General features: G+C 60.4%; 21 protein-coding genes. 10 read left to right on the forward strand and 11 right to left on the reverse strand.

Going from position 1 to position 24,526, the window contains the following annotated elements; translation table 11 throughout:
• Positions 1–27: 27 nt before the first annotated feature.
• Positions 28–3,246: a proprotein convertase P-domain-containing protein gene (locus DRW39_RS11580; protein ID WP_116107203.1), complete on the reverse strand. Its 3,219-nt coding sequence runs from the start codon at positions 3,244–3,246 to the stop codon at positions 28–30.
• Positions 3,247–3,395: 149 nt separating this feature from the next.
• Between DRW39_RS11580 and rpmH the strand changes: the two genes are divergently transcribed.
• Both rpmH and dtd read left to right on the forward strand, forming a co-directional pair.
• Positions 3,396–3,551 (forward strand): 50S ribosomal protein L34, encoded by a 156-nt coding sequence (gene rpmH / locus DRW39_RS11585; protein ID WP_116107204.1) that lies wholly within the window; start codon positions 3,396–3,398, stop codon positions 3,549–3,551.
• Between the two features lie 119 nt (positions 3,552–3,670).
• On the forward strand, positions 3,671–4,123 hold the full coding sequence (gene dtd, locus DRW39_RS11590; protein WP_116107205.1) for a D-aminoacyl-tRNA deacylase: 453 nt from the start codon (positions 3,671–3,673) through the stop codon (positions 4,121–4,123).
• Between the two features lie 105 nt (positions 4,124–4,228).
• Here dtd and truA read toward each other — a convergent pair whose 3' ends face one another.
• Positions 4,229–4,990, reverse strand: a complete 762-nt coding sequence (gene truA / locus DRW39_RS11595; protein ID WP_116107206.1) for a tRNA pseudouridine(38-40) synthase TruA — start codon at positions 4,988–4,990, stop codon at positions 4,229–4,231.
• 114 nt (positions 4,991–5,104) lie between these two features.
• Between truA and DRW39_RS11600 the strand changes: the two genes are divergently transcribed.
• Positions 5,105–6,487: an NAD(P)/FAD-dependent oxidoreductase gene (locus DRW39_RS11600; protein ID WP_116107207.1), complete on the forward strand. Its 1,383-nt coding sequence runs from the start codon at positions 5,105–5,107 to the stop codon at positions 6,485–6,487.
• On the forward strand, positions 6,477–8,453 hold the full coding sequence (locus tag DRW39_RS22640) for a 4Fe-4S dicluster domain-containing protein (protein ID WP_232830136.1): 1,977 nt from the start codon (positions 6,477–6,479) through the stop codon (positions 8,451–8,453). Before DRW39_RS11600 ends, DRW39_RS22640 begins: the two co-directional genes overlap by 11 nt.
• 508 nt (positions 8,454–8,961) lie before the next feature.
• Here the strand turns inward: DRW39_RS22640 and DRW39_RS11610 are convergent.
• Positions 8,962–9,450 carry a hypothetical protein gene (locus tag DRW39_RS11610; RefSeq protein ID WP_157976065.1) on the reverse strand — a complete coding sequence of 163 codons (489 nt, stop codon included), beginning with the start codon at positions 9,448–9,450 and terminating at the stop codon, positions 8,962–8,964.
• Positions 9,451–10,045: 595 nt separating this feature from the next.
• Here DRW39_RS11610 and DRW39_RS11615 point away from each other — a divergent pair.
• Entirely contained in the window at positions 10,046–11,029 is a 984-nt protein-coding gene (locus DRW39_RS11615) for a ThuA domain-containing protein (RefSeq protein ID WP_116107209.1), read from the forward strand.
• Between the two features lie 194 nt (positions 11,030–11,223).
• Here the strand turns inward: DRW39_RS11615 and DRW39_RS11620 are convergent, their stop codons facing one another.
• Positions 11,224–13,365, reverse strand: coding sequence for a catalase (locus DRW39_RS11620; RefSeq protein ID WP_116107210.1), 2,142 nt, complete (start codon positions 13,363–13,365; stop codon positions 11,224–11,226).
• 408 nt (positions 13,366–13,773) lie between these two features.
• Between DRW39_RS11620 and katG the strand changes: the two genes are divergently transcribed.
• The gene (gene katG, locus DRW39_RS11625; protein ID WP_116107211.1) at positions 13,774–16,074 is read left to right on the forward strand and encodes a catalase/peroxidase HPI; all 2,301 of its coding nucleotides are present in this window, start codon (positions 13,774–13,776) and stop codon (positions 16,072–16,074) included.
• A 296-nt stretch (positions 16,075–16,370) separates the two neighbouring features.
• Here the strand turns inward: katG and DRW39_RS11630 are convergent, their stop codons facing one another.
• Entirely contained in the window at positions 16,371–17,336 is a 966-nt protein-coding gene (locus tag DRW39_RS11630) for a pectinesterase family protein (RefSeq protein ID WP_116107212.1), read from the reverse strand.
• 403 nt (positions 17,337–17,739) lie between these two features.
• On the opposite strand from DRW39_RS11630, the gene DRW39_RS11635 reads away from it, so the two are divergent.
• Positions 17,740–18,336 carry a DUF7010 family protein gene (locus DRW39_RS11635; protein WP_198664856.1) on the forward strand — a complete coding sequence of 199 codons (597 nt, stop codon included), beginning with the start codon at positions 17,740–17,742 and terminating at the stop codon, positions 18,334–18,336.
• On the opposite strand, the gene DRW39_RS11640 is transcribed toward DRW39_RS11635, so the two are convergent.
• The 3 genes from DRW39_RS11640 to DRW39_RS11650 form a co-directional block, all read right to left on the reverse strand.
• Complete coding sequence (locus DRW39_RS11640; RefSeq protein ID WP_116107213.1) at positions 18,308–18,688, reverse strand: VOC family protein; 381 nt, start codon at positions 18,686–18,688, stop codon at positions 18,308–18,310. The two genes, DRW39_RS11635 and DRW39_RS11640, sit on opposite strands and share 29 nt — an antisense overlap.
• Before the next feature lie 10 nt (positions 18,689–18,698).
• On the reverse strand, positions 18,699–19,433 hold the full coding sequence (gene bla, locus DRW39_RS11645) for a subclass B1 metallo-beta-lactamase (RefSeq protein ID WP_116107214.1): 735 nt from the start codon (positions 19,431–19,433) through the stop codon (positions 18,699–18,701).
• A 90-nt stretch (positions 19,434–19,523) separates the two neighbouring features.
• Positions 19,524–19,937, reverse strand: a complete 414-nt coding sequence (locus DRW39_RS11650) for a hypothetical protein (protein WP_116107215.1) — start codon at positions 19,935–19,937, stop codon at positions 19,524–19,526.
• Between the two features lie 118 nt (positions 19,938–20,055).
• Between DRW39_RS11650 and DRW39_RS11655 the strand changes: the two genes are divergently transcribed.
• Both DRW39_RS11655 and DRW39_RS11660 read left to right on the forward strand, forming a co-directional pair.
• Positions 20,056–20,322, forward strand: coding sequence for an autorepressor SdpR family transcription factor (locus DRW39_RS11655; protein WP_116107216.1), 267 nt, complete (start codon positions 20,056–20,058; stop codon positions 20,320–20,322).
• The gene (locus tag DRW39_RS11660) at positions 20,315–20,935 is read left to right on the forward strand and encodes an SdpI family protein (RefSeq protein ID WP_116107217.1); all 621 of its coding nucleotides are present in this window, start codon (positions 20,315–20,317) and stop codon (positions 20,933–20,935) included. Before DRW39_RS11655 ends, DRW39_RS11660 begins: the two co-directional genes overlap by 8 nt.
• Positions 20,936–20,948: 13 nt before the next feature.
• Here DRW39_RS11660 and DRW39_RS11665 read toward each other — a convergent pair whose 3' ends face one another.
• Complete coding sequence (locus tag DRW39_RS11665; protein ID WP_116107218.1) at positions 20,949–21,821, reverse strand: thioredoxin family protein; 873 nt, start codon at positions 21,819–21,821, stop codon at positions 20,949–20,951.
• Between the two features lie 233 nt (positions 21,822–22,054).
• On the opposite strand from DRW39_RS11665, the gene DRW39_RS22245 reads away from it, so the two are divergent.
• Positions 22,055–22,204 (forward strand): hypothetical protein, encoded by a 150-nt coding sequence (locus DRW39_RS22245; RefSeq protein WP_157976066.1) that lies wholly within the window; start codon positions 22,055–22,057, stop codon positions 22,202–22,204.
• A 100-nt stretch (positions 22,205–22,304) separates the two neighbouring features.
• Here DRW39_RS22245 and DRW39_RS11670 read toward each other — a convergent pair whose 3' ends face one another.
• Entirely contained in the window at positions 22,305–23,771 is a 1,467-nt protein-coding gene (locus DRW39_RS11670; protein ID WP_116107219.1) for a S41 family peptidase, read from the reverse strand.
• 71 nt (positions 23,772–23,842) lie between these two features.
• Positions 23,843–24,520 (reverse strand): phosphonatase-like hydrolase, encoded by a 678-nt coding sequence (locus DRW39_RS11675; RefSeq protein WP_198664857.1) that lies wholly within the window; start codon positions 24,518–24,520, stop codon positions 23,843–23,845.
• Positions 24,521–24,526 lie beyond the last annotated feature (6 nt).

Raw genomic sequence — 24,526 nt, forward strand, 5'->3', positions numbered from 1 at the left:
TTCCGGCAGCTACGGATAAGAAAGCCCTTACCGGAGTATCAATAAGCGCTCCGTGATCCGTCCAAAGCTACCGGTAAGCTGTAAAAAGTAGACACCGGCCGGAAGATCGCTAAGCTGTAGCTGGTAACCCAACGTTTGTAGGTCGGGCCAGCGTTTTACTTCCTGACCACCGGTACCCAACAGCCGCGCACCAACCCGAGGATCATCCCATTCGCCTTCCAGGGCGATGCGTACGTCACCGATCGTGGGATTCGGAAAGATGGCGATTTGTTGGTCCGCCCGTAGCGTATACGTGGCGTTAGCGGTATCGGCGCTGATGGCCCGTGACGGCCCCGGAAAGCTGCCGCAATCGTTGTTGGTTTGTACGCGCCAGTAGAATAAGTCGGGCAAGTCGCTACGGGAAAGCGTGATCTGCCGGTTGCGGGTGGTGGTGGCTAATACGGGGTCATCGAAAGTATCGGTCGGCGACACCTCCAGCGTGTAGGTATCGGCTATATCGGATCCCCGCCACTGGAAAGTGATGCGTTCTTCGCGGACCCGTGCCCGGATAGGCGTGACCGGCTCCGGCAGGGGAAGTACGGTGAGCGTATTAAGGGCCCGTCCTTCGGCACCGTCATCGTCCAACACGGTAAAGATTAATTCCTGCGCTCCGTCGCCCGCATACGTCCACGCCGTGAAGGTCACGTCGACCTCCCGCGATTCGGTATCATAGGAGTAGGTGTAATTGTCCAGGGGCAGCGATCCGGCCTCCATGTGGAGAGCGATGCCGTCCGAGAAGGCACTCCCGATCCGGAGCCTGGCGGTACCTCCCTCATTGGCGCACGCTGTAATCGGGTCGCTGAGTAGCTCTACGGCAAGGTCGCGACGGTCGGCCCGGTTTTCACAGAGCCGCAGCCGGAATTCGGTGATGGCCCCGCCGTCCATGGCCGCTTCGTCGTTCACTACCAGTTTCCAGACGCCGCGGGCATTCCTATCCGTGAAGCCTTCCAGTGACTCGAGGGGCTGCACCCGCAGATAGTCTTGATCGTTGCCGTCCTCGCAGCGTTCGCTGAAGGCATCGGCCGTGAGGCTGGCCGTGGCGGTAAAGGTGGCGTAGACGTTACTGGCCGGACAGCTGCCATTATCAAGGGGAGCGAACAGCTTCACTTCCTCACCCGAGGGCCCGACCAGCGATACACTGAGATCGCCCACGAAACTGTGCTCGATCCCCACGATAACTTCGAGATTGGCCGGATTGATATCGTCCGTAATTTCGAGTTCGGCGACCACTTCCGAAGGATCGGCGGCCGGAATGGGTACGGGTAAGGCCTCGCCCCGCTTGAGCAGACACGTGCGGATGTCGGTAGTGAATGACCGTACGTCCGACCAGGGGCCGGCGCCACAGGCATTACGTGCGCGCACGCGCCAGTAGTAGCGGGTATCGCCCGGCAGGGGATAATCCGGGCGGTAGGTGGTGGCGGTAAGTTGGGTGAAATCGGCTACAAGGGCGGTGAAATCAGATGACAGGGCGTACTGAAGTTCATAGCTTTCCGCTTCCGGATCGGCTTCCCACGCCAGCTCGACGAAGGGGTCGATACCGGTGCTGTTATTTTGGGGACTGAGGTCCACGAGTGCCGGTGGCGTATCGTCCGCTACCTGAAGTACGACGGTCAGCGCATCTTCCCGTTCGTCACCCTCGGCGGTCACTTCGATGCTGTAGGTTCCGGCGGCTGCCGTGGAGGCGGCTACGGAGAGGGAGAAGCTCCCCCCGCCGTCTACGGCTTCCGGCATACTTATGGAAAGCGCCGGATCGCCGCTTACGGTAAGGGATGAAGCCTCCGGGAAGTCATTACCCAGGGTGAATTCGAAGGTAGCCTCCCCACCGGAACATATTTGCTGACAGCCCTGACTGGAGATGAGCATACCATTCAGGCTCAATTCGTCGAGGCCGGGCAAAATTCCACTCGTGTTGCCGCACGGATCCAGCCAGTCCATAAGTCGGGAATCGGGACTACCACCCCCCGTCCAACTGGCGTATAGCCAACCGAACATATCCTCTTCCTCGTTCGAGCAGGATGCCCGTCCGCCAAAGAGCTGCCCCCGGACCCGCCCGTCTGCATCGAACAGCGGTGCTCCGGACGAGCCTCCTTCCGTGGAGCCCAGGTCCCAACTGGGTACGCGCAGAAATTTCCCGGTAGCTGATTCTTCCCCGACGATGGTGGAGCGGGTGATGGGCTGGTCGGAAAAGGATATTCGTTTTTCGTCGAGATTGGGGTGGTGGATGGTCAGGACACCCTCCGGTAAGCCGCTGCGGGCATCCCAGCCGGCGAAGTAGGCTCTGGCGCGCGGGTTGACGGGCTCGTCCAGCTCGACCAGCGTCATATCCGTACCGGAGTGGCTGGCCAACAGGCGGGCACCGGTATTGAAAACTTCCAGCCGGCCGTTGCCTTCCGCCCCACTTTCCGCGGAACCGGGTGCGCGGCAAACATCGTTTTCAAAGTTCCAGTAGGTGACCATGGTTGGTGCCGTTTCCTCATCTACGCCGCAGTGATTGGCGGTGAGGAAGAGCGGGCGACCATCCTGATTGCCGTTGTTGACTAAAAATCCGGTACACTTGGCCCTGCCCTCCAGGGTATAGGCGGCCACGCTGCGAATAATGTCGCGGTAGTCATCTACCCTGGGGAACCCGTCGGCGGCGCCACAGGCGACGTCGATGTGGCAGTCGCCGGAAAGCAGATCGATCGCGCCTTCGAAATCGTGATTGACGGTGGAGAGGACGAGTTCCACCGCGTCCTTGCTACGCTGGGGTACTTCTAGCTCCAACATTACTTCGTCGCCGCGCAGGAGCGGCGTCCACAATTGGGCGTGGTCTTCGTTGTCGGCGGCCGTGAAGGGGCCATACCGTTGCGTGTCGTTGGTGAGATAAAGGGCGGCACCGGGGGGAAGGACGAAGCGGGAGAATCCCAGATTGAGCGATTTGGCCCCGGGGCTTTTAACGCGCATTCGCCAGAGATACTGATCGGCGCGTTGCGTCCACTGGCCGTCGGTTTGGGGGGACAGGTGGACGGGCAGGCTGACCGCGAAGGTCTGGGGCCGGCCGGGTTTGCGGAGAGGTAGTTCGGCGGCGAGCAGACTATCGTTGTTCATCGCCGGCAGACTCAGCAGGGGGAGTTTGGCAAATTGAATGCGTGACATGCCCTGCTGCGCACCGAGACCGGAGGTAAAGAATAACACGCCAAGCCAGGCTAGCACAGCCGTACGAATCATGCCGAAGAATTAGATCGGCAAGGTAAGGTGCAGAGCCTCGCGATAATAAATTGAAAGGGAGGTTTGTAGGTTAAGCGCCAAAGCCTTACCTTTGCCCGACTTTTGCAAGACCACCGGCCTGCCTTCGAGCGCCTCCAAAAATAAATACCATGAAAAGGACTTTCCAGCCCTCCAAGCGTAAGCGCGTCAACAAGCACGGCTTCCGCTCCCGCATGTCTACCAAGAACGGCCGCAAGCTGCTGGCCCGCCGTCGCGCGAAGGGTCGCCACAAGCTGACCGTCAGCGACGACACCTACAAGAAATAAGGCACCGCTCGGGCTATCCGCCCGGTAGGTTGCAAAATTAGGGCCCTGGCCGCTTCGAGCGGTCAGGGCTTTTTGTTGTGCGGCGGGCTCGGCCGAAAACGGGATTGTATATTTCTCCCATGCGAATATTGATACAACGTGTTTCGGAAGCCCGCGTCACGGTGGAGGGAACGGTCACCGGTGAGATCGGCCCCGGCCTGCTGATCTTCGTCGGCATCGAGGAAGGAGATGATAAGGAAGACATCGAATGGCTGGCCGGCAAGGTCAGCCGCCTGCGCATCTTCAACGACGAGGATGATAAAATGAACCATAGCGTTACCGACGTGGACGGTGGCATCCTCTGCGTTTCCCAGTTCACGCTCTTTGCCAGCACGCAAAAGGGGAACCGGCCCGGCTTTACGCGGAGCGCCGCGCCGCGGGTAGCGGATCCGATCTACGAGCGGTTTGTCGCTTATTTGGGTGCGGTATCGGGGCGGACGGTGGAGACCGGCACCTTCGGGGCGGATATGAAAGTGTCGCTGGTGAACGACGGGCCGGTGACGATCTGGATGGATTCGAAGGCAAGGGAGTAGCTTCCTGGTCCGCCCAGCGCTTCCTGGTCTGCCCAGGAAGCGGTGTATAATGGATCGACCCGCTTCGGCAGACGAACTCCGCTACGCTACGTTCGGCGGACGAAGCTAGTACTTCACCCCGCTTAGAAACAGCCCCTCCGGCGCGGCCTGCCCGACGGAAATGCGCTCCTTGGTTTCTAATGCTATCTCCAGTTCATCGGGCGGGATCTCGCCGCGGCCGATGCGAAGCAGTTGAAAGACCAGGATGCGGATCATACCCCGCAGGAAACGATCGGCCACGAAGCGGAATCGGTATCGCCCCTCCCCTTCCGTATGGAAGGTGGCCTCCATCAGGTGGCAGGTGGTGGTGTTGTGGCGATCGGGGGTCAGGCAGAAGGCGCGGAAATCGTGGTGGCCAACGATGGAGCGCAGGGCCATTTCCATCGCCCAGGTATCCAATTCACCGGGATCCAGCAGGGTGCTGGTGAGGTGGAGGAAGGGATCGGGGCGGGTGTGAAGGTGATAGTCGTAGGTCCTTTCCGCGGCGTCGTAGCGTACGTGGGCACCAGAATCTACCTCCCATACTCGGTAGAAGACGATGTCGTCCGGCAGTAGCTTGTTGAGGATGAAGAGCCAATTGTCGCGCAGGGGTTGCTCGACGTCGAAGTGGAGGTAGTAGTCGCTGGCGTGGACACCGGCGTCGGTACGGCCGCAGCCGACCACTCGAATCGGACGCTGATCGGACCTCAGCTCCCGCGATTTACCGGCTACCTGCGCAACGGCGCCCTCAATCGTTTCCTGTACCGACGGCACGTCGCCCGACTGCCGCTGCCAACCCCGGTAACGGGTGCCGCGGTAGGCGAGCTGTACGAAATAGCGGTGAGGCATGGGCCTAAGATAATCGGCAATTCGGAAGCTGCACAAAACCGTACTCCCGTCCGCGCCGTAACCCTGTCATAATCCGCCGGTAAGACGTAGCTTACCGTCCTACACCAATCGACCATGCACGTAGCCATCATCGGAAACGGCATCGCCGGCATCACCTGCGCGCGTTGGCTGCGCAAGCTAAGCGATGACGTGCGCATCACCGTGATCTCCGCCGAGAGCGACTATTTCTTCTCGCGCACCGCCCTCATGTACGTCTACATGGGCCACCAACGCTGGGAGGACCTGATGCCCTACGAGCCTTTTTTCTGGTCGAAGAACCGCATCGACCTGCGGCGCGGCTACGTGGAGCGGGTCGACTTCAGCGGCAAGACCCTCCACTTCGACGGCGGCGATACCCTCCGATACGACAAGCTGGTACTCGCCACCGGCAGTACGTGGAATAAGTTCGGCTGGCCCGGCCAGGACCTTAACCGAGTAGGCGGTATGGTCAGCGCGCAGGACCTGGAATACCTCGAGGAAGTCACCCCCGCCATCCAGCACGCGGTGATCGTCGGCGGCGGACTCATCGGCGTGGAACTGGCGGAGATGCTGCACAGCCGCCATATTCCGGTCACCCTGCTCGTGCGCGATGCGAGCTACTGGCGCAACACCCTGCCGAAGGAGGAAAGCGAGATGGTCAGCCGCCACATCCGCGCGCACGGCATCGATGTGCGCCACGACACCGAACTGGAAGAGATCGTAGACGACGGTTCCGGCGCGGCGGGCGCCGTAGTAACCAAAAACGGCGAACGCATCGACTGCCAGTACGTAGGCCTCACCGCCGGGGTCAGACCGAACGTCGGCTTCCTACGGGGAACCAGTCTGGACATCGATAAGGGCATACTCGTCGACGAATATTTGCGGACTTCCGCATCCGACGTCTACGCCATCGGCGACTGCGCCCAGCTCCGCAACCCCCGCCCGGGCCGCCAGCCCATCGAGGCCGTTTGGTACACCGGCCGGATGATGGGTGAAACGGTGGCCTATACCCTACTCGACCGCCCGGTAGCCTACGACCCCGGCATCTGGTTCAACTCGGCCAAATTTATGGACATCGAGTACCAGGTCTACGGCGAGGTGCCCGCCCACGGCCGGGAAGGTCTGGCCACGCTCTACTGGGAGCATCCGGACGGAGAGAAGGCCGTGCGCATCAACTACGAAGAAGACGGGGGGGCCGTGCGCGGCTTCAACCTGATGGGCATCCGGTACCGGCAGGAGGTCTGTGAAAAATGGATCCGGGAAGGGGCAAACATCGAGGAGGTGCTCCAGGACCTGGGCATGGCCAACTTTGACCCCGAATTTTACGCCGAGTACGAATACGACATCGTTGCCCTCTTCAACGAGCAAACGGGCAGCAACCTGAAGCTTCGCCGCAAACGCGGACTGGACGCCGTGCTCCGCTTTCTTCATTTCAAAACCCGCACCCCGCGTGCCATCTCCAGCCCCGATGCCCGATAAGCGCACGCATAAGTCTACCATACAGTACATCGGCCTGGGCCTGTTCGTCCTGTCGCTGCTGGTCTTTACGGCCATGCTCGCCCTGGAGCGCTACCGCCTGACCGAGGAAGACCTGATCGCCACGATGGCCCCCGAGCCGGGGGCGGAGGGTGCCGGCACGCCGGAAGCCGGGACCACCGTATCGGCCGGCTCCTCCGGCGGGGCAAGCGAGGGCTCCACGGAGGAGGAGGCGCCGACCGAAGATCCGCTCGCCCGGCTGATCTACGACGTGCAGGCACCCGCCTTCCGGCGGGCTGCCGTAGCCCTCGACCTGACCGGGCAGACCTTCGGCAGCAGCTTCAGTTTCCAGGATAAGGTGGAGGAGGTGTTTCAGGCGGCACGCAGTAGCGTGGACGAAAGCGTCGACGGGCTGATTGCCGCCGGCGAGCTACCGGAGGGAATATCGGAATGGGACGTACGGCTGTCCGAGCCGGTATACTACAGCGATAAGTTCGCCGCGCTCACGGCCACGGCCGAGATCGGACCGGTGGTCGATAACCCCTGGCTATTCCTGGGCCTGACGATCGGCCTGGGCGTGCTGGGCGGGATTCTCTACATCCTTCCCAAGTTCGGCCCCCACCCCGGTATCAAGCACGACCACATCTACCACTCCCAGGTCACGAAGGGCTTGAACCTGGGCTGGCGCGGTTTTTTCCTGGCCGCCACCATCCTCGGTATCCTCCTGTACGGCATCCGGTACATGGCGGGCGACTGGTTCTGGCCGGCGGTGACCGTCGGTATCGCGTTGCTTATCCTGGCCCTGGTGCTCTGGTACGAAGGTTCCTGGCGCAATTCCCCCGCCCGCCCCGCGGATCCGGCCGGGCTGTCGGCCTACATCGGCATATTGGCGGGCACCTACCTCATCGGCTTTTACGTGCTGCTGTACTGGACCCCGGCCCACGTTACCCCCTGGATCACGATGGTGGAACCGCTGAAGACCGCGCTGTTCGGGGGTACGGCCAGTCAATGGTTTCTGTACGGCCTGCTGTACACCCTGGTGATCCTGGTGATGGGCGTACGGATGATCACGAAGTACCGCCATAATAAGTACCAGCTACTCCGTACCGGCTCGGTGATGTTTTTCCAGCTGGCCTTCGCCTTCCTGATCCCGGAGATCCTCGGGGCACTGAATAAACCGCAGCAGGACCTGAAGAACATCTGGCCGCTGGACTACGACTTCTTCTTCGGCTGGCAACTGGAACAGTTCCAGAGTGCCGGGGCGGTAGGCATCTTCATGCTCGTATGGGGCGTCGTGCTGATCATCGTAGGGGTGCCGCTGATGGTGCACCTCGTCGGCAAGCGCTGGTACTGCAGCTGGGTCTGCGGCTGCGGCGGCCTGGCCGAAACCATGGGCGACCCCTGGCGGCAGCTCAGCGACAAGAGCCTCCGCGCCTGGAAGTTCGAGCGGTGGATCGTCCACGGGGTGCTGCTGGCGGCGATCCTGATGACGGCGCTGACGCTCTATTCCTACTTCACCGGCGCCGGCAGCCTGCTCGGCTTCGAGACCTGGAAGGTGCAGAAGTGGTACGGTTTCCTGATCGGGGCGGGCTTCGCCGGCGTGGTCGGCACGGGTTTCTACCCGCTGATGGGTAACCGGGTGTGGTGCCGCTTCGGCTGTCCGCTGGCGGCCTACCTGGGCCTGGTGCAGCGCTTCCAGAGCCGCTTCCGTATCACCACCAACGGCGGGCAGTGCATCAGCTGCGGTAACTGCAGCACCTACTGCGAGATGGGCATCGATGTGCGGGCCTACGCCCAGCGGGGGCAGGACATCGTTCGCGCCAGCTGCGTAGGCTGCGGGGTGTGCGCGGCGGTATGCCCGCGGGGCGTACTCCGTCTGGAAAATTCGAGCGTGGACGCAGGCTACCGCACGGTTCCGGAGCGGGTGATCCACGTTAGCGAGGAGGAGGGGGTTAGCTTGATGGGTTGAGCCGGACACTCGAAGGTGCGAGCACGCTTCGAGGTCCTGATACTTTCCCCGTAATCGATGAGCCCAGGACCTCGGAGTGTCACCTGGCGCTAGCCGGGGACCTGCGAGTGTCCGGAACAAGCATGACCTTCAACTTGGCCGGACACTCAGAGGTGCAAGCACTCTCTGAGGTCCTAGCTCTCTTCCGTTTGGCGATGTATACAGGACCTCGGAGTGTCACCTGACAATAGCCGGGGACCTGCGAGGGTCCGGAACAAGCGTGACCTTCAACTTGGCCGGACACTCGAAGGTGCGAGCACACTTCGAGGTCCTGATACTTTCCCCTTAATCGATGAGCCCAGGACCTCGGAGTGTCACCTGGCAATAGCCGGGGACCTGCGAGTGTCCGGAGCAAGCAAAGCAGATGACTATCAACCCCACGCAATCCGCGTCAGCTATTTGCGGCGGAGCGCAGGTAAAATGCTTTTGAAGGACGGATCAAGTGCATCCCGCGAAGACGGGCCCTTCCTTAAAACCGGACACCGATTCCCATGCCCTCACGCGTACCGCCGGCGTAGAAGATGGGATCTCGTTCCGGTATCTTCCCCAATGCAGGTCCGGAATTATATAGTCCAACGGCTTGCTCGATTCGCTTGTCGGCAGTCGATATGAGCGGGAAGGATACGCCCACTAATACGCCGGCCGCGACGTAGGTCTGCCAGTGGTTCAGGCTTTCATCCCCATCGTCGTCGGAAAGAGCGTCGGCGAGGGCCGTACCGATCAAGAAAGCACCGGCGAAACCCAATGAGCCTCCCCACAACCTGTTCCGGCGACCGCTGCGCAGCAACCGTCGCAACTCCGTGCCTTTCGGCTGATCGCGGATCATTTCGTTCAGCGAGTAGATCTGATTGTCCAGCGTGAATACATAGCCGCCGTACAGCACCCGTGAAGTAAGCTCTTGGGAGGTGCCGGAAGCGGCCAATCCCAGCAAGAAGAAAAGAAGTAGGACATGCTTCATTATCGCAAAACGGCCCTGGCGAAGGGATGTTCCGGTGTATCTGTACGTCCGCGGACGGTTCGTGACATATTCTGAATGGCAATCCTCAGCGATGAATCCAGCTTTTCGTTGCTGCTTACCGGCAGTGGGAAGTTGCCCGGAGCTGGAGCTCCGGGACCCTGGAGGCCGGGTGGCGGAGCTCCAGCTCCGCCCCTATCGCGAGCGTAGCGAGCGACAAAGTAGACTGCATGGTGGCTACTGGAATCCGAGCTGCTTACCGCCATAGAGCGATACCCCCCGGAACTAGAGCTCCGGGACCCTTGGCGCCGGGTGGCGGAGCTCCAGCTCCGCCCCTATCGCGAGCGTAGCGAGCGACAAAGTAGACTGCATGGTGGCTACCGAAATCCGAGCTGCTTACCGCCATAGAGCGATACCCCCCGGAACTGGAGCTCCGAGACCCTGGACGCCGGGTGGCGGAGCTCCAGCTCCGCCCCTATCGCGAGCGTAGCGAGCGACAAAGTAGACTGCATGGTGGCTACCTAAATCCGAGCTGCTTACCGCCATAGGGCGATACCCCCTGGAGGCCGGGTGGCGATACCACGCAATCCATTACCTTATGGCGCTCAAATCGACGATCGTGCGCTTTACCCTCATTCTATATCTCACCTTGCTCTCCGTAACCACCTCCGCCCAAATCAAAGTCCTCATCGTAGACGGCCAGAATAACCACGTGGTCTGGCCGAAGTCTACGATGATGATGAAGCAGTACCTAGAAGATTCCGGTCTGTTCACCGTCGACGTTCAACGCAGCGCTTTTACCTGGAACGCCGACGAGGAGGCCGACTTTCTGCCCCTCGCCGACGCCGGCCCGAGCGAAGACCTCCCCAAACCACAACCCGACCCGGACTTTGCCCCGAATTTCAGTGCCTACGACGTGGTCGTCTCCAACTTCGGCTGGCAGGCCGCTCCCTGGCCGAAGGCCACGCAGGCCGCTTTCGAGGCATTTGTAAAGAATGGCGGCGGCTTCGTCTCCGTCCACGCGGCCGATAATTCCTGGCCGGAATGGAAGGCCTACAATGAAATGATCGGACTGGGCGGCTGGGGCGGCCGCGACGAAAGCAGCGGGCCGTACGTCTACTACACGCACGACGGCGAACTCGTCCGGGACGATAGCCCCGGTAAAGGCGGCATCCACGGCGCCCAGCACGAATTCCCCATAACCGTGCGGGAGAAAGATCACCCCATCACCAAGGGGATGCCCGACACCTGGATGACCACCGCCGACGAGTGCTACGCCATGATGCGCGGTCCCGCCGAGAATATGACCGTACTGGCCACCGGCAAAGATCTTTCCGACACCGCGCCGACCGACCGCCATGAGCCCATGCTGATGGTGCTCACCTACGGCGACGGCCGCGTCTTCCACACCACCCTCGGTCACGACACCGAGTCAATGGAGGGGGTTGGTTTCATCACCAGTTTTCTACGGGGGGTTGAGTGGGCGGCCACGGGCGAGGTGACCCAGGAAATTCCCGACGACTTCCCGACCGCCGACGAAGCTACGCGGCGGAGGTACGAAGCGGTCTCCCGACCGCGGTAGTACAACGCGGTCTCCGACCGCGCAGTAGGATGCGGCCTCCGGCCGCGCCGTTCGAAGCATTTTCCAAATGCGAAGAGCCGAATCTCGCCCCCCATAAAAAAGGTCCCGCCTGCAACAGGCGGGACCTTCCATTTCTGCATCACTAAGTAGATGCCGTAAATCAACGCCCGGAGCTGGAGCTCCGGGACCCTACCCTAAGCCGGCACCATTTTAGCCACCTCCATCCGGTCGTAATTCCGGTGCTGGGCAATGGCGTCTACAAACGCCTGCGGCTTACCGTCGACGAAGACGGCTTTATCGTCGTTCATATACTCGCCTACGTGGGTTGCTTCCAGCAGTTGCACGCCCTCCCCGTCCACGGCGATGGCCTTACAGTGCATGAAGGCTTCGTCCACGAATTTCTTGTACTTGGCCTTCTTCAGCAGCGCGTCGACGGACTTCTGACCGCCGGGGATGTACACCGCGTCGAAGAGGACGCTCTCGGTCATCATGATGCCGGAAAAGACCTCATGCTCGTGTCCCTTGCTGCAGGTGATCGTACCGCCGTGGGGGGCAACGATCTTCACCACGGCGTTCTCGGCTTTGAGCTTGTCGGTCATGGCGGTAAAATCTTCCGCGTCGAAACTGTCGGAGGCCAGCACGGCAATCTGCCGGGTGGCGATGCCCTTACCCATGCGGTGGGTCAGGCTCAGCGCGTCTGATTTGTCGAGGTAGATCTTCTTCTTGGGGGGCTGCATCTTCTCGACGTCCGCGTCGGCGCTGATGGCCTGGTTGACGGGGCCGTCCACGCTGTCGGGCACTTCCAGGCCGAGACCTTCGGCTACCTGCTGCGCGAGTGCTTCGTCGATCTGGCTGATCTGGTAGAGCATGCGCTGCTGGATGTGGGGGTAGGTACACTTGCCGAGTTCGAAAGTGTAGGCATCGGCGGTGTGGGCCTTTTCCCAGTCGGTGAGGCTGCGGTAAAACAGGGCGGGCTGGCTGTAGTAGTCGACGAAGCTTTCGCTGCGGGCCCGGATCTTATTCCCGTCGATGCGCTCGGTGTAGGATTCGAAAGCACCTTCTTTCATCGAAGTGAGGAAGGGACATCCGCCGCCCAGCGTATTCGGGAAGTAGGCGGTTTTGCCTTTGGGTACCGACATCTGCATGTGGCCGTCGCGCTGATTATTGTGCGCATCGGCCAGGGTGCGGTTGATGGGGAGCTGCTCGAAGTTGACGCTACCCAGGCGGCTGAGCTGGGTATCGCGGTAGCTGAACAGGCGGCCCTGCAGCAGGGGGTCGTTGCTGAAGTCGAGGCCCGGCACCATATGGGTGGGCAGGAAAGCCACCTGCTCGGTTTCGGCGAAGAAGTTGTCGGGGTTGCGGTTCAGGGTCATCTTGCCGACGACCTTCAGGGGGACCATTTCCTCGGGGATGAGCTTGGTGGCATCGAGCAGGTCGAAGTCGAACTTATGCTCGTCCTCCTCGGGGATGATCTGCAAGCCGAGCTCCCATTCGGGGAACTGACCGGCGTCGATGGCGTCCCAGAGGTCGCGGCGGTGGAAATCGGGATCGGCCCCGTTGATCTTGACGGCCTCGTCCCAGGTGACGGAGTGGGTACCCTGCACGGGGTTCCAGTGGAAGCGGACGAAGTGGGCGACGCCTTCGTCGTTGATCATCCGGAAGGTGTGGATGCCGAAGCCCTGCATCATACGCAGGCTGCGGGGGATACCGCGGTCACTCATGACCCAGATGTGATTGTGCAGGGCCTCCGGGGTGAGCGATACCCAGTCGTAGAAAGTATCGTGGGCCGACTGGGCCTGTGGGATCTCGCGGTCCGGTTCCGGCTTGACGGAGTGGATCAGGTCCGGAAACTTCATCGCGTCCTGGATGAAGAATACGGGAATGTCGTTGCCGACGAGGTCCCAGACGCCCTCCTCGGTGTAGAACTTCACGGCAAAGCCGCGGACGTCACGCGCCAGGTCGGGCGAGCCCTTGGAGCCGGCTACGGTGGAGAAGCGGGTGAAGACGGGGGTCTTTCGCGAGGTATCATTGAAGATGCCCGCCTTAGTGAACTGGGGAATGGCCTCGTAGAGCTCGAAAATCCCGTGGGCGGCGCTGCCCCGGGCGTGGACGATCCGTTCCGGGATCCGCTCGTGGTCGAAGTGGTTAATCTTCTCGCGCAGCCAGAAATCCTCGAGGAGGGTACCGCCCCGGATGCCCGCCTTGAGGGAGTTACCGGCATCGTTGACCTTAAGCCCGTTATTGGTGGTCATGGGCTGGTCGGTACCGTCGGTGCGGTACTGGTCCAGCTGCTGTTGTTTGGCGTCCGTCCGGACGCCATTGTTCTTGGCACTCATCGTTGATAGATATATTAAATGGCCGGTTAATAGTAGTTATCAACTTTGACGGCCACGGGGTAGAGAGTTTCATCCGCTCCCGGTGGTACGAACTGGATTTTAGGCCAGCAACGGGAAGGATGCTGCGAGAAGTGGTCCCGCCGTATACTGGTCAACCCCAGTAATTACCGGCGTGTTTGGGTGTCCGGGCGGTGAAAAAGGTGGTGGTGAGCGTTTCCGTTCTTTTTGTCGCATTTATCCTGCGCTCCGCCGCAAAAAGAATTTGTGCCGGCTCCGATGGCAGCGTTGAACGTGGTCCGGTGGGCCGATGATTGAACTACGGCCGAAGCATAATCCTTATCATTGATACAAGATGAATCATCGCGCGAGGCCGGCCATTCGGCTTCCCTTCACTAAAATTTAGCCTACATGGAAGACACCAATAATTCGGGAATCAAACAGGAGGCCGCTACCCACGGCCAATCGCAGAACCAGGACAACGACCACGATAACGGTAAGGTCTGGGAAGTAAATGAATCGAGCCGTAGCTGCCCCTTCCTGAGCGGCGCCCACTCCACGGCCAGTGCCGGTACGAGCAACCGCGACTGGTGGCCGAATGCCCTCAACCTGAGCATCCTCCGCCAGCACAATGAGAAGTCCGACCCCATGGGCAAGGATTTCGACTACGCCAGGGAATTCGAAAGCCTCGACCTGGAAGCGCTGAAGCAGGACCTGCGCGACCTGATGACCGACAGCCAGGATTGGTGGCCCGCCGACTTCGGTCACTACGGCCCCTTCTTTATCCGCATGGCCTGGCACAGCGCGGGTACCTACCGCATCCAGGACGGACGCGGCGGTGCCGGTTCCGGCGATCAGCGTTTCGCGCCCCTCAATAGCTGGCCCGACAACGCCAACCTCGACAAGGCCCGCCTGCTGCTGTGGCCCATCAAGAAAAAGTACGGCCGCAAGATCAGCTGGGCCGACCTGCTGGTCCTGACCGGCAACATCGCCCTGGAGACCATGGGCGTAGAACCCTTCGGCTTCGCCGGCGGCCGCGAGGACGTCTGGGAGCCCGCCAGCGACATCTACTGGGGTAAGGAAAGCGAGTGGCTCGGCGACGAGCGCTACACCGGCGACCGCCAGCTCGAAAGCCCCCTGGCCGCCGTGCAGATGGGACTGATCTACGTCAACCCCGAAGGCCCCAACAGCGAGCCCGACCCGATGAAGGCCGCCCGCGACATCCGGGAGACCTTCGGCCGCATGGCCATGAACGACGAGGAGACCGTGGCGCTGATCGCCGGCGGACACACCTTCGGTAAGGCCCACGGGGCCGCCGATCCCGAGAACTACGTCGGTGCCGAACCCGCCGGAGCGGGCATCGCCGACATGAGCACGGGCTGGAACAGCAGCTACGAAAGCGGCCACGGCCCCCACACCATCACCAGCGGACTGGAGGTGACCTGGACCCGGACGCCCACCCAGTGGAGCAACGACTACTTCACCTTCCTCTTCCAGTACGACTGGGAGCTGTACAAGAGCCCGGCCGGCGCCTGGCAGTGGAAGCCGAAGAACGGCGAGGGCGAAGGGCTGATCCCCGACGCGCACGACCCGAACAAGAAGCTGCACCCGTCGATGTTCACCACCGACATCGCCCTGCGCGTGGACCCCGCCTACGAGAAGATCTCGAAGCGCTACCGCGACAATCCCGAGGAGTTCAAGGACGCCTTCGCCCGCGCCTGGTTCAAACTGATCCACCGGGATATGGGTCCGCTGAGCCGCTACCTCGGCCCCGACGTGCCGCAGGAGGAACTGCTCTGGCAGGATCCCCTACCCCAGCGCGACTACGACCTGATCGACGACAACGACGTAGCCAACCTGAAGCAGGCGATCGGCGATACCGGCCTTTCCGTACAGGAACTGGCGTACACCGCCTGGTCGAGCGCCGCTACCTTCCGCTCCTCCGACAAGCGCGGTGGTGCCAACGGTGCCCGGATTCGCTTCGCCCCCCAGCGGACCTGGGAGGTGAACAAGCCGGAGCAACTCAATAAGGTGCTCGGTAAGCTGGAAGAAGTACAAAAAGGCTTCAATGATTCCCAGAGCGGCAACAAGCGGGTATCGATCGCCGACCTGATCGTACTCGGCGGTAATTACGCCATCGAGCAAGCCGCGAAGGCTGCCGGTCACGAGGTCACCGTACCGTTCACCCCCGGCCGCGTCGACGCCCTGGAGGAGAAGACCGACGTGGAGAGCTTCGAGGCCCTCGAGCCCTACGCCGACGGTTTCCGCAACTACGTCAACTCCCGCAACCCGATCAATGCCAGCGGCGAGGAGCTACTCGTGGACCGCGCCCAGCTGCTTACCCTGACCGCGCCGGAAATGACGGTACTGGTCGGCGGTATGCGCGCCATCGGCCTGAACTACGACGACTCGCAGTACGGCATCTTCGGCGAAACGGGTGCCCTCACCCAGGACTTCTTTAACAACATCCTGGACCTGGGCTTCAAGTGGCGCGCCACCGACGACAGCGATACCTTCTTCGAAGGCAAGGACCTGCGCGGTAGCGACAAGACCCTGACGGGCAGCCGCGTCGACCTGATCTTCGGTTCGAACTCCGAGCTGCGGGCCCTGGCCGAGGTGTACGCCGCCGACGACGCCGCCGAGCAGTTCGTTAACGACTTCGTGAAGGCCTGGACCAAGGTGATGGATGCGGATCGCTTTGACGTGAAGTAAGGGACTTGGCTGCCGCGCAGCTCGGTTTTTTATTCAACACAGATTATGCAGATGCGCTTCGCTTAGGCACGGATTCACACAGATTTCCCCGCGCCACCGCCTGGCACAGCAATCGTACAGAGAGGCAATCCGGAAACGGGTTGCCTCTTTTTTTAGATTGAAGAAGTAAGAGGTCAGTGGGTGACGGGTGGGGACGGGGGGAGTTGAAAAGACCAGCAGAGCCGACGACAAAATCTGTGCCCAAAATCTGCGAAATCCGTGGTTAGAAAACAGCAAGCCAAAGGCGATCGAAAAGCCTACTGATCCGCAGGATCCCACCCCCCTAGTAGCGCCTCCAAATCCTGGTACCGAGCAGCATCCTCTTCACTCAGCAGGTGCGCCCACTCCACCCGCTCCCCCGTAGCCGCACCCGGGCCGGTATTCCCGTACTCCGCGTAGTAGGCTGTCCCCTCCTTCGCTTCACTACCCCAGTTATGCCAACCGGCGGGATGCACCACCTCGCCGAGCTCGCAGTTAAAAAAGACCGTTTGCGCATAATCGCGCCACGGTCGGCCCAGGTAGACACTGCCCGCCGGCGCGCTACCCTCGATCGTGCAATTGCGGAAAACGAAGCCCACCGAGTCCTGCTGCTCGGTAGAAGCGGCGGTGATGTAGCCGGGTGATTTGCAGAATATGGTGCAGCTGTCGAAGACCGCCGTCGACCAGCCGAAGATGAAGTCGACCGTACCTTCGATGTAGCAGTTTTTGTAGTACTGCCGGCTCTCCCGGCCGTGCGGGTAAAGGGTATCCTGATTACCGAGGAAGCGGCAGTTGGTGAAGGTGACCCGATCGCCATCGACGCGGACCGCCACTGCCTGCCCGACCGGGCCGGCGGAGTTTTCGAAGGTGATGTTTTCAGCCGAAAAGCCATCGCCAAACACATAGAATGCGGAGGAACCGGAGGTACCGATTTCCTCGCCGAACCTGTTCTCCCGCTGGGCGAAATCGTCGTAGGTGAGGATGGTACTGTCTTGGCTCTCGCCGATGAAGCTGACATTAGTGGCCGTGGGTGGCAAAACCAGCTTTTCCTTGTAAGTACCGTTGCGGATCAGGATGTAGGTGCGGTTCTTCCGTAGGGCGGGCACGGCATCGATGGCCGCCTGGACGGTAGTGAAGTCGCCGTTGCCACCGGCATCAACCGTAAAATCGAAGGGGCGGTCATCCTGAGCCGCCAGGGGCACGGCGTAGATCAGGAGGAAGAAAATCAGGGTCGGAATATTCATCTGTGGTGCAACTGCTTTACGCCACAGTATAGGTCCACTCATCGATTGGCATCCCGATTTAAGTCCCAATTCCTATTCATTTTATCACTATCGGCTCGGTTCTGGGGTGGAAGTCGGGGTTATGGACCTCCCCAGCCAAAAACTAATTGTCAATATGACATTTAATTCCTTATATTTGGCTTACGGCCGGTAGAGAAAAGGTATTGACCCGCCGCAGATTGAATTGACCATCTCCTGATCGCCCCAGAATTCAAGGTTCGAGTTTGTGCAGGCCCTCATCCACCGGATGGCGGCCTGTTTACTTTCAGGCAGCCCGTCGAATAAGGGCGCATATTGGCCGATGTGCTTTGCGGATACGGTCCACCGGATGCAATGTTGCTGTAGAACTTGCATCCATTCCGTTATGCCACCCTCTACACCGCCATCCGACTTCCTATACTATCGCCGCGAAATTATCGCCCGCGCTAAAAGCGGCGTCGAGTTTATGGTGGCGGCGGGAATCGTATGGGCGCTCATTACCGGTATCTGGCTGACCGGCTATTCCGCTTACGACCGTAGCGTAATGACCTTCATTGTGGGGGCGATTATGTTACCGTTGGCCTTTGGGCTGTCCAAGGTGTTTCGGACCACTTGGAAGATTCCCGGCAACCCCCTCGAACCGCTCGGACTCTGGCTTAACTTCGCCCAGCTGTTTTACTTCCCTTTTCTGGTGTACTTTTTACTTCGCGACCCCGAGGCCTTCATCATGGGCTACGCGATCATTACGGGTGCTCACCTCTTCCCCTACGCCTGGTTTTACGATGAGTTGGGCTACGCGATCGGTGCGGGAGTGATCGCGGTGGGTGCCCTGTTTTTGAGGTTATTGATCTCCCCGGACTCGCTTTTCGTCATCCCCCTGTTTGCCAGTGTATGCTTCTTTGCTCTCGCCGGATGGCTGTTTGCGCGAAGGGCGCGGTGGAAGGAAACGTCAATTAATCCTTTACCCGCCACGGCGGATTAAGCCGATATGCTCCCCCGTAATAGAGAATGAGCCGGTTGCCGTCCGGATCCCGCAGTCGCGCCTCCCGCCACCCCCAGCGGCGATCCTCGGGGGGCTCGTCGAATTCGATGCCTTGCTGGATAAGGTTGGCGACGTATCCGTCAAGATCCTCACACTCGAAGTAAACGTAAATGCCCTCGCCACGCGGTAGCTCGTCGACAAGATGAAGCGAGAAGGTCGCGCTGCCGTCCGGGCAGACGAAACGGGCGTAGTGGGGCAGCGACCGGACGATCAGTTGCAATCCCAGGCACTCGTAGAAGGGGATGGCAAGGGTGAGGTTGCGGGAAGGAACCGTGATCTGGTTGAGATTCATGAATACGAAGCTACTCGGGGCTGAACATCCGACGGGTATAGTCCAGCAGCTCCGGGCCGCCTACCGCGCCGTGGCCGGGTACGACGTAGCGGGCGCGGGGAAACTCCTCGCTCAGGCGGACTATGGTATTCGCCCACTCCGAGGTATCCGCGTCCGCCAGGTTCCCCTTGCCGGCACCCATGGCCTTCACCAGGCAGCCGCCGAAAAGTACCTCCTCGCGGGGAACGTAGCCGACGACATTATCCCGGGTGTGTCCGGGGCCGGTAAATACCGTGACCGTGGCCAGTTTGCCGGCGTTTAGTTCGAGTGATTCGTCGAAGGTGCGCAAAGGGGCTGGAAAACCCTGTTCCCGCGCCAACCGAGCCGTCTCCTCGGTCGCATAGGTAGGTATGTCCCGCTCGCGAAAGGCAGCGAAGCCACCCAGGCAGTCCACGTGAAAGTGGGTGGCTACGACGGCCTTCACCTCTGCATCCAGCGTTTCGCTGATGTAGTCAATCAGTTCGGTAGCCGCCGCGTCGGTAGCCGGGCTGTCATAGACAATGGCCTCCCCGTCCTCCACCACGATCAGGCCGTTACAAGGGACCCGTCCAAAATCGTCGGTATCCAGATAGGTGACATGCACGTAGGTGCGGTCGGTGACGCGGTCCACCCGCAGGTTCTCCGTAGCATAGCCTGCGGAAGCGGAGGGGGTGGGCGCACAGCGCAGGAGTAAAGCGAACAGTAATAGGGCGAGTGGGTACTTCATCGAGGGGCATCTTCCAATTCCTACCGGGGGGAAGGGAAGATACGATCATTCCCTTGCTATCTCAGCTAACATGGAGGGGGAGCGACAGGTCTATTCTCTGACGTAAGTGACTGCTTCGTTGCCGGGCGGATAATACATCATCAGCGTATCTCCGCTCAGGGTAAAGGCCGAACAGCTTTCGTTGTCCGGGGTGACCAGATATTGGACTCCCGTCGGCCGTGGCGGTACAGCACGCACGAAGGGACAGGTATCGGTAACCCGGTACGCCTGGAACCGCGCCGGTTCGGCCAGGCCTTCCCCGACGGCAAACTTCAGGCTATCCGGTTTGACCTGTATACTTCCGTGGGGGTAAGACAGCCGCCGCCAGGTACCGAATAGAGGGTCTGCCTCGACGGGCACCGTTTCTGGAACGTCTGAAAGAGGTACCGTCTCGCTCCCCGGGGCACCGCAAGTGGCGAGAACCGCCGCGATGATCAGTAGCAGGATTGGGCGAGCATATTCCATCGGGATGAGGCGTTTATATCAACACCAGGTTGCTCTGACAGTGTTCGACCAAACTTTCCACCTGCGCTCCGCCGCGAAAATTCGAACCTTTTATTTAGATAATTGTCTAAATGTCTAAATGAACGCAATTTTCAAGGCACTGAACGATCCGACCCGCCGCTCCATCCTGGAGTTGCTGCGGCAAGGGGACCTAACGGCCGGGGAGATCGCGGATCACTTCGACATCTCGAAGCCCAGTATATCCCACCACCTTGACATTTTGAAACGGGCGGAACTGGTGCGGGCGGAACGGGACGGGCAATTCGTGCGCTACGCGCTGAATAGTACGGTGATGGAGGACATGATCGCCTGGCTACTGACTTTAAAACCCTCCCAAGATGAGTAAATCGAATGTTTCCCAGCTGCTGTGGATCACCGTGGCGATCCCCTTCCTCTACCTGGCCTACGTATACCCTACCCTCCCGGAGGAGGTGCCAATCCGCTTCGGACCGGACGGGCAGCCGGTGGCTTACGGACCGAAGGCGATGCTGTGGCTGCTGCCGATCGCCGGCCCGCTGCTCATGGCCGTTATCTACAGCTTCGTATTGCCGGAGGCGACCTTTTCCCGGCGCCCCCGCAAACTATGGTGGATGGTGTTACTGACTACCGCTTTGCTGTCGGCCCTTATGGTATACATTATCCAGGGAACCAGCCGGGGTCAATTGATCAACATTCAGGTCATGTTCTTTATAATTGGCGGTCTGCTCATCGTAATTGGGAATTTCATGCCGGTAATTCCGCCCAATCGATGGATCGGTATCCGCCTGCCGATTACGCTGCGGGATGACGAGGCCTGGTGGCGAGTGCATCGCTTTTCCGGTCCGCTGTGGGTGATGGGGGGCGCGCTCATCATCGCGGCGAGCCTGTTCGTGTCCGAGGCAGTCATGCCGTTCGTCCTGGTGGGGACGGTGCTGACCTTGGCGGTGGGCAGTACGGTGTACGCTTACCGGATATCGTAGGATAATCTGCGTGCTACTCCCCGCCGGCCGAACGGAATTTTTCTTCGTACCTGGCGGCTACCTCCTCCGCGAAATCCGCATCCAGTGCCGCCCGCGTGTACTGCAGAGCTACAGCGAACTGCTCCCTGTTTTTTTCGGCCACGGCGGCGTCGAGCTTACTAAACGATACGAACATGAGCGCTATCTCGACATCCAAGGATCCGTATAGCGTGGTATACACTTCCCTGTGCTCCAGCAATCGGTCCGCTACCCGGTCGGGAATTCCCTTGCGAGCGAAGTACACCAGGGTAGAGAAATATGCTTCGCCGAAAATATTTTGCTCCTTGTCCCAGTACGCATGAAAGGCCGCGGAATCAATCTTGGTATTTGTCCGGTTGACATAGTCAATGTAGAAGCCGGGATAGATTGTGCCGTCAACGTGGTTCGAATAGCCTACGACGACCGTATCTCCCCGGCTGCGTCGGAGCGCCTGCTCGCTGAACTCGAAAACGCTGGCCGATAACGATTCGAAATCCTCACCAGGGAAGCCGTACTTCCTGGACACCAGATAGCCATCCGCGTCCAGGATCAGGCCGGTAGGATAGCTGAACACGTGGTGCTTTTTAGACAGATGAAACACGGTGTCGTTTTCGGCATCGTACCGAAGCAGGACGAAATCCTTGCCCAGCACCTGCCGGACGGAGTCGTTCTGAAAAACTTCCTTATCGAGTTGTTTGCAGGGGGCGCACCAGGTCGTGTAGAAGTCGACGAAGACCAGTTTATCCTGCTCCTTGGCTGTGGTCAGGGCCGTGGCATAATTCTGTTCCACGGTTTCCAGCGCCTGCTGGCCCCGGACTGGCAGGAAGGTGAATAGCAGGAGTCCGCAGAAAAGCGCTCGGTATGGCATAGCGTGTCTTTATGGACGGTTACTGCAAAAATTAGGGATGGTTACAGCGCGAGGAGATAACTGATCGAAATTTTTGAATGCTCACCAGGACCCCCTCCGTGATTTTGATTGTAACAGCGGGGAGCCGTGGCCACCGCACTATTTGGTACGCTAAAACTTGTGCATAGGTAGCCGGGTTATAGTCTGGTTATCCCCGGTTGACCAAAGGACGGTCAATCAATAACTCGATCGTTATGGCACTGAAAATTGATAAAACGAAGAAGGCCCCCGGCAAAATCGACAAGGCCGGTACCGGTAATAAGGTAACTGCCCCCAACGCCAAAGGCGGCGCCATGAAGAATGGCACCAAGGCCGGCGGAACTAAGAAGAGCGGCAAGAAGTAGCTCAGGCGTACGGTTCCGTCGTACGGCGCACACGATCGGACCGGCTAGGCCGAAATCATGCGGCGGGTTCTGTAACGGAACACCAGCATTCCGGCGTCAACTAATCGTTCCCGTTATCGCGACCGGTCCGCCGCAGCACCCGTATCGCCTGCCCGATCCAGTCCCGGTCGTAATCGAGCCGGTAATCCGGCGCGATGCCGACCACTTCGTATTTCCACTGGGTACCGTAGCGAGAGGTGGACATCGACAAGCCGAAGCCGTTGCAGGGCGTGTAGACGGTAAACATATTCCCGTAGCCTACGAAGCCGCCGGAGTTATCCCCGAGCAGTACGGTTTTATCGGATTGCCGGGCCGTAAACAACAGGTCCTCACAGGCGCTCGCGCAGCCTTTGTTGTACAGTATCCCGACGCGGCGCGGCGTGTCTAATACCGGCAACACGAGGGTGTCGCTGTATTCCTCGCGGACAAAGGTGTTCGGTTCCGCGGCGCGCATGGCCGCCAGCCCTTCGCGGAAGGCCGCGATGGTTTCCGTGTTTACCTGCGACGAGTCCTGCATGATGCGGTCGAAGTCCGCCTGGTAGAGCGCGATGATGTCCTCGGTGGCGTAGAGTTCGACGGTTTCGTCGTTGACGATCGGGCGGGTGTAGAGGTAAGGCAGGAGCGCAGAAAAATTGCTCGAATTACCACCGCCGTTATCCCGCACATCGATCAGTAAGTACGGATGGCGGCCTATCTCGTCGGCGGCCGCGTGGTACAGCGAATCGAGGGTCCGGGTATGGGAACTCATAAAAGACGGGACCCGCAGGATCACGGTGCTGTCCGCCACCCGGTAGGTGAACGCCCGTTCCGGGTTGAGACTGTGGTTGACCTTGTCCGCCCGTTCCCGTTTGACCCAGTGCTCTCCCAGAAAGCCCGCGCCGAAGCCCACCGCGGTGAGGTACTCCGCGCGATGGTAGCGGTCATAGAGAAAGCCTTCGACCGTCCGGCTGTCCTTCCGTTTTAGCTCGAACTTCACCTGGCCGGGCGTCCAGAGCTCGTTGCGGGCGTCCAGGATCACGCCGGCGTAGTCGCGAAACTCCGTCTGGGCGTCGATCACGGCCACGGTATACTGGGAGTCCGTGGATACGTACACCCCGCGGATATCGGTCAGGGGAAAATCGGTAAGGACCGAATCGTCGGGCAGGGGCAGGGTTTCGGTGTCCCGGTAGAGCGATCCATTGCGGAACTCCGCGAGGTTTGTGGGATCGGATTCATCGACCGTGACCGTTCCCCGGTTGCGCATCTTGGTATGGTTGTCTTGGAAAAACTCGACGTACTGGGTCAGGTAGCGGAAGCAGGCATTCCGGTCGGTCGCCTGGCTCGCCTTTTGCCGCAGGGCATCCCTAAAGTCCGTGTACGCCGCCCGGTTGTCGGCGGTCACGTCCTGGTGAAAGGCGGGGAGATTGGCTTCGAGATACCGGACGACAAAGTCGAACTCCTCCCGGCAGCCGCAGTCTTCGGTCTGGGCCTGGACAGCGCCGGTGCAGAGGATTAGCCCCAGCAGGGCGCAGCGGGCGATACGCTTCATTCGGTGGTGCTTGGCAGGTACATGAGGGTAAGGACGGACCGCCTCCCGCTGGGGTTGCACCGGGGCCGACCCTAAACCAAACTGGCCAAGTCGTCGACCACCAGGTCGGCCCCGGCGGCGACCAGCTGTTCGCGCGACTGTGCCCCGGTGGTGACGCCGACCGTAAGTCCGCAGTCCGCCCGCCGTCCCTCTTCGATGTCCACGGCGGAATCGCCGGCTTTTGCCACGAAGTGGGGCAACTCGACGTCGGCCATCTCCATCAGCCGGTGGATCATGTCCGGCGCCGGCCGACCGGCAGGCACGTCATCGGCCGTGGCCAGAAAATCGTAGTGCTCGCCCGCCCGCCAGGCCATCTTATCCAGCAAGCGTTCGGCGGTCGCCCGGTCGTAACCGGTGTTCAGGCCTACGCTTACGCCCCGGCGCCGCAGCCGGCCGATCAGGTCCGCCGCGCCGGCGAAGGGTTTTACCTCGAGGTCCCGGTAGGCGATTTTGAGCTTATCCCGAAAGCGGATATATAGCCTATCGGCGCCCTTCGGATCCCCGCCTAGCCGGTCGAGAATATCAATAATCGCCTGTCGTTTTTCTTTTCCCGCCCCTTCGGCAAGCACCAGATCCAGATCGAGTACGTAGCCCGCATCCCGGAGGGTGGCCAGCAGCGTTTTGTACACGACGTTGCCTTCGTCCACGGTAGTGCCGGCCATATCGAATACGAAAAGGCGGAGATCGGCGGGGATGCGGAAAGTGTCCAAGCGGAG

It is taken from the genome of Lewinella sp. IMCC34191 (genome assembly GCF_003390935.1).
In the GTDB taxonomy this organism is placed as follows: domain Bacteria; phylum Bacteroidota; class Bacteroidia; order Chitinophagales; family Saprospiraceae; genus Neolewinella.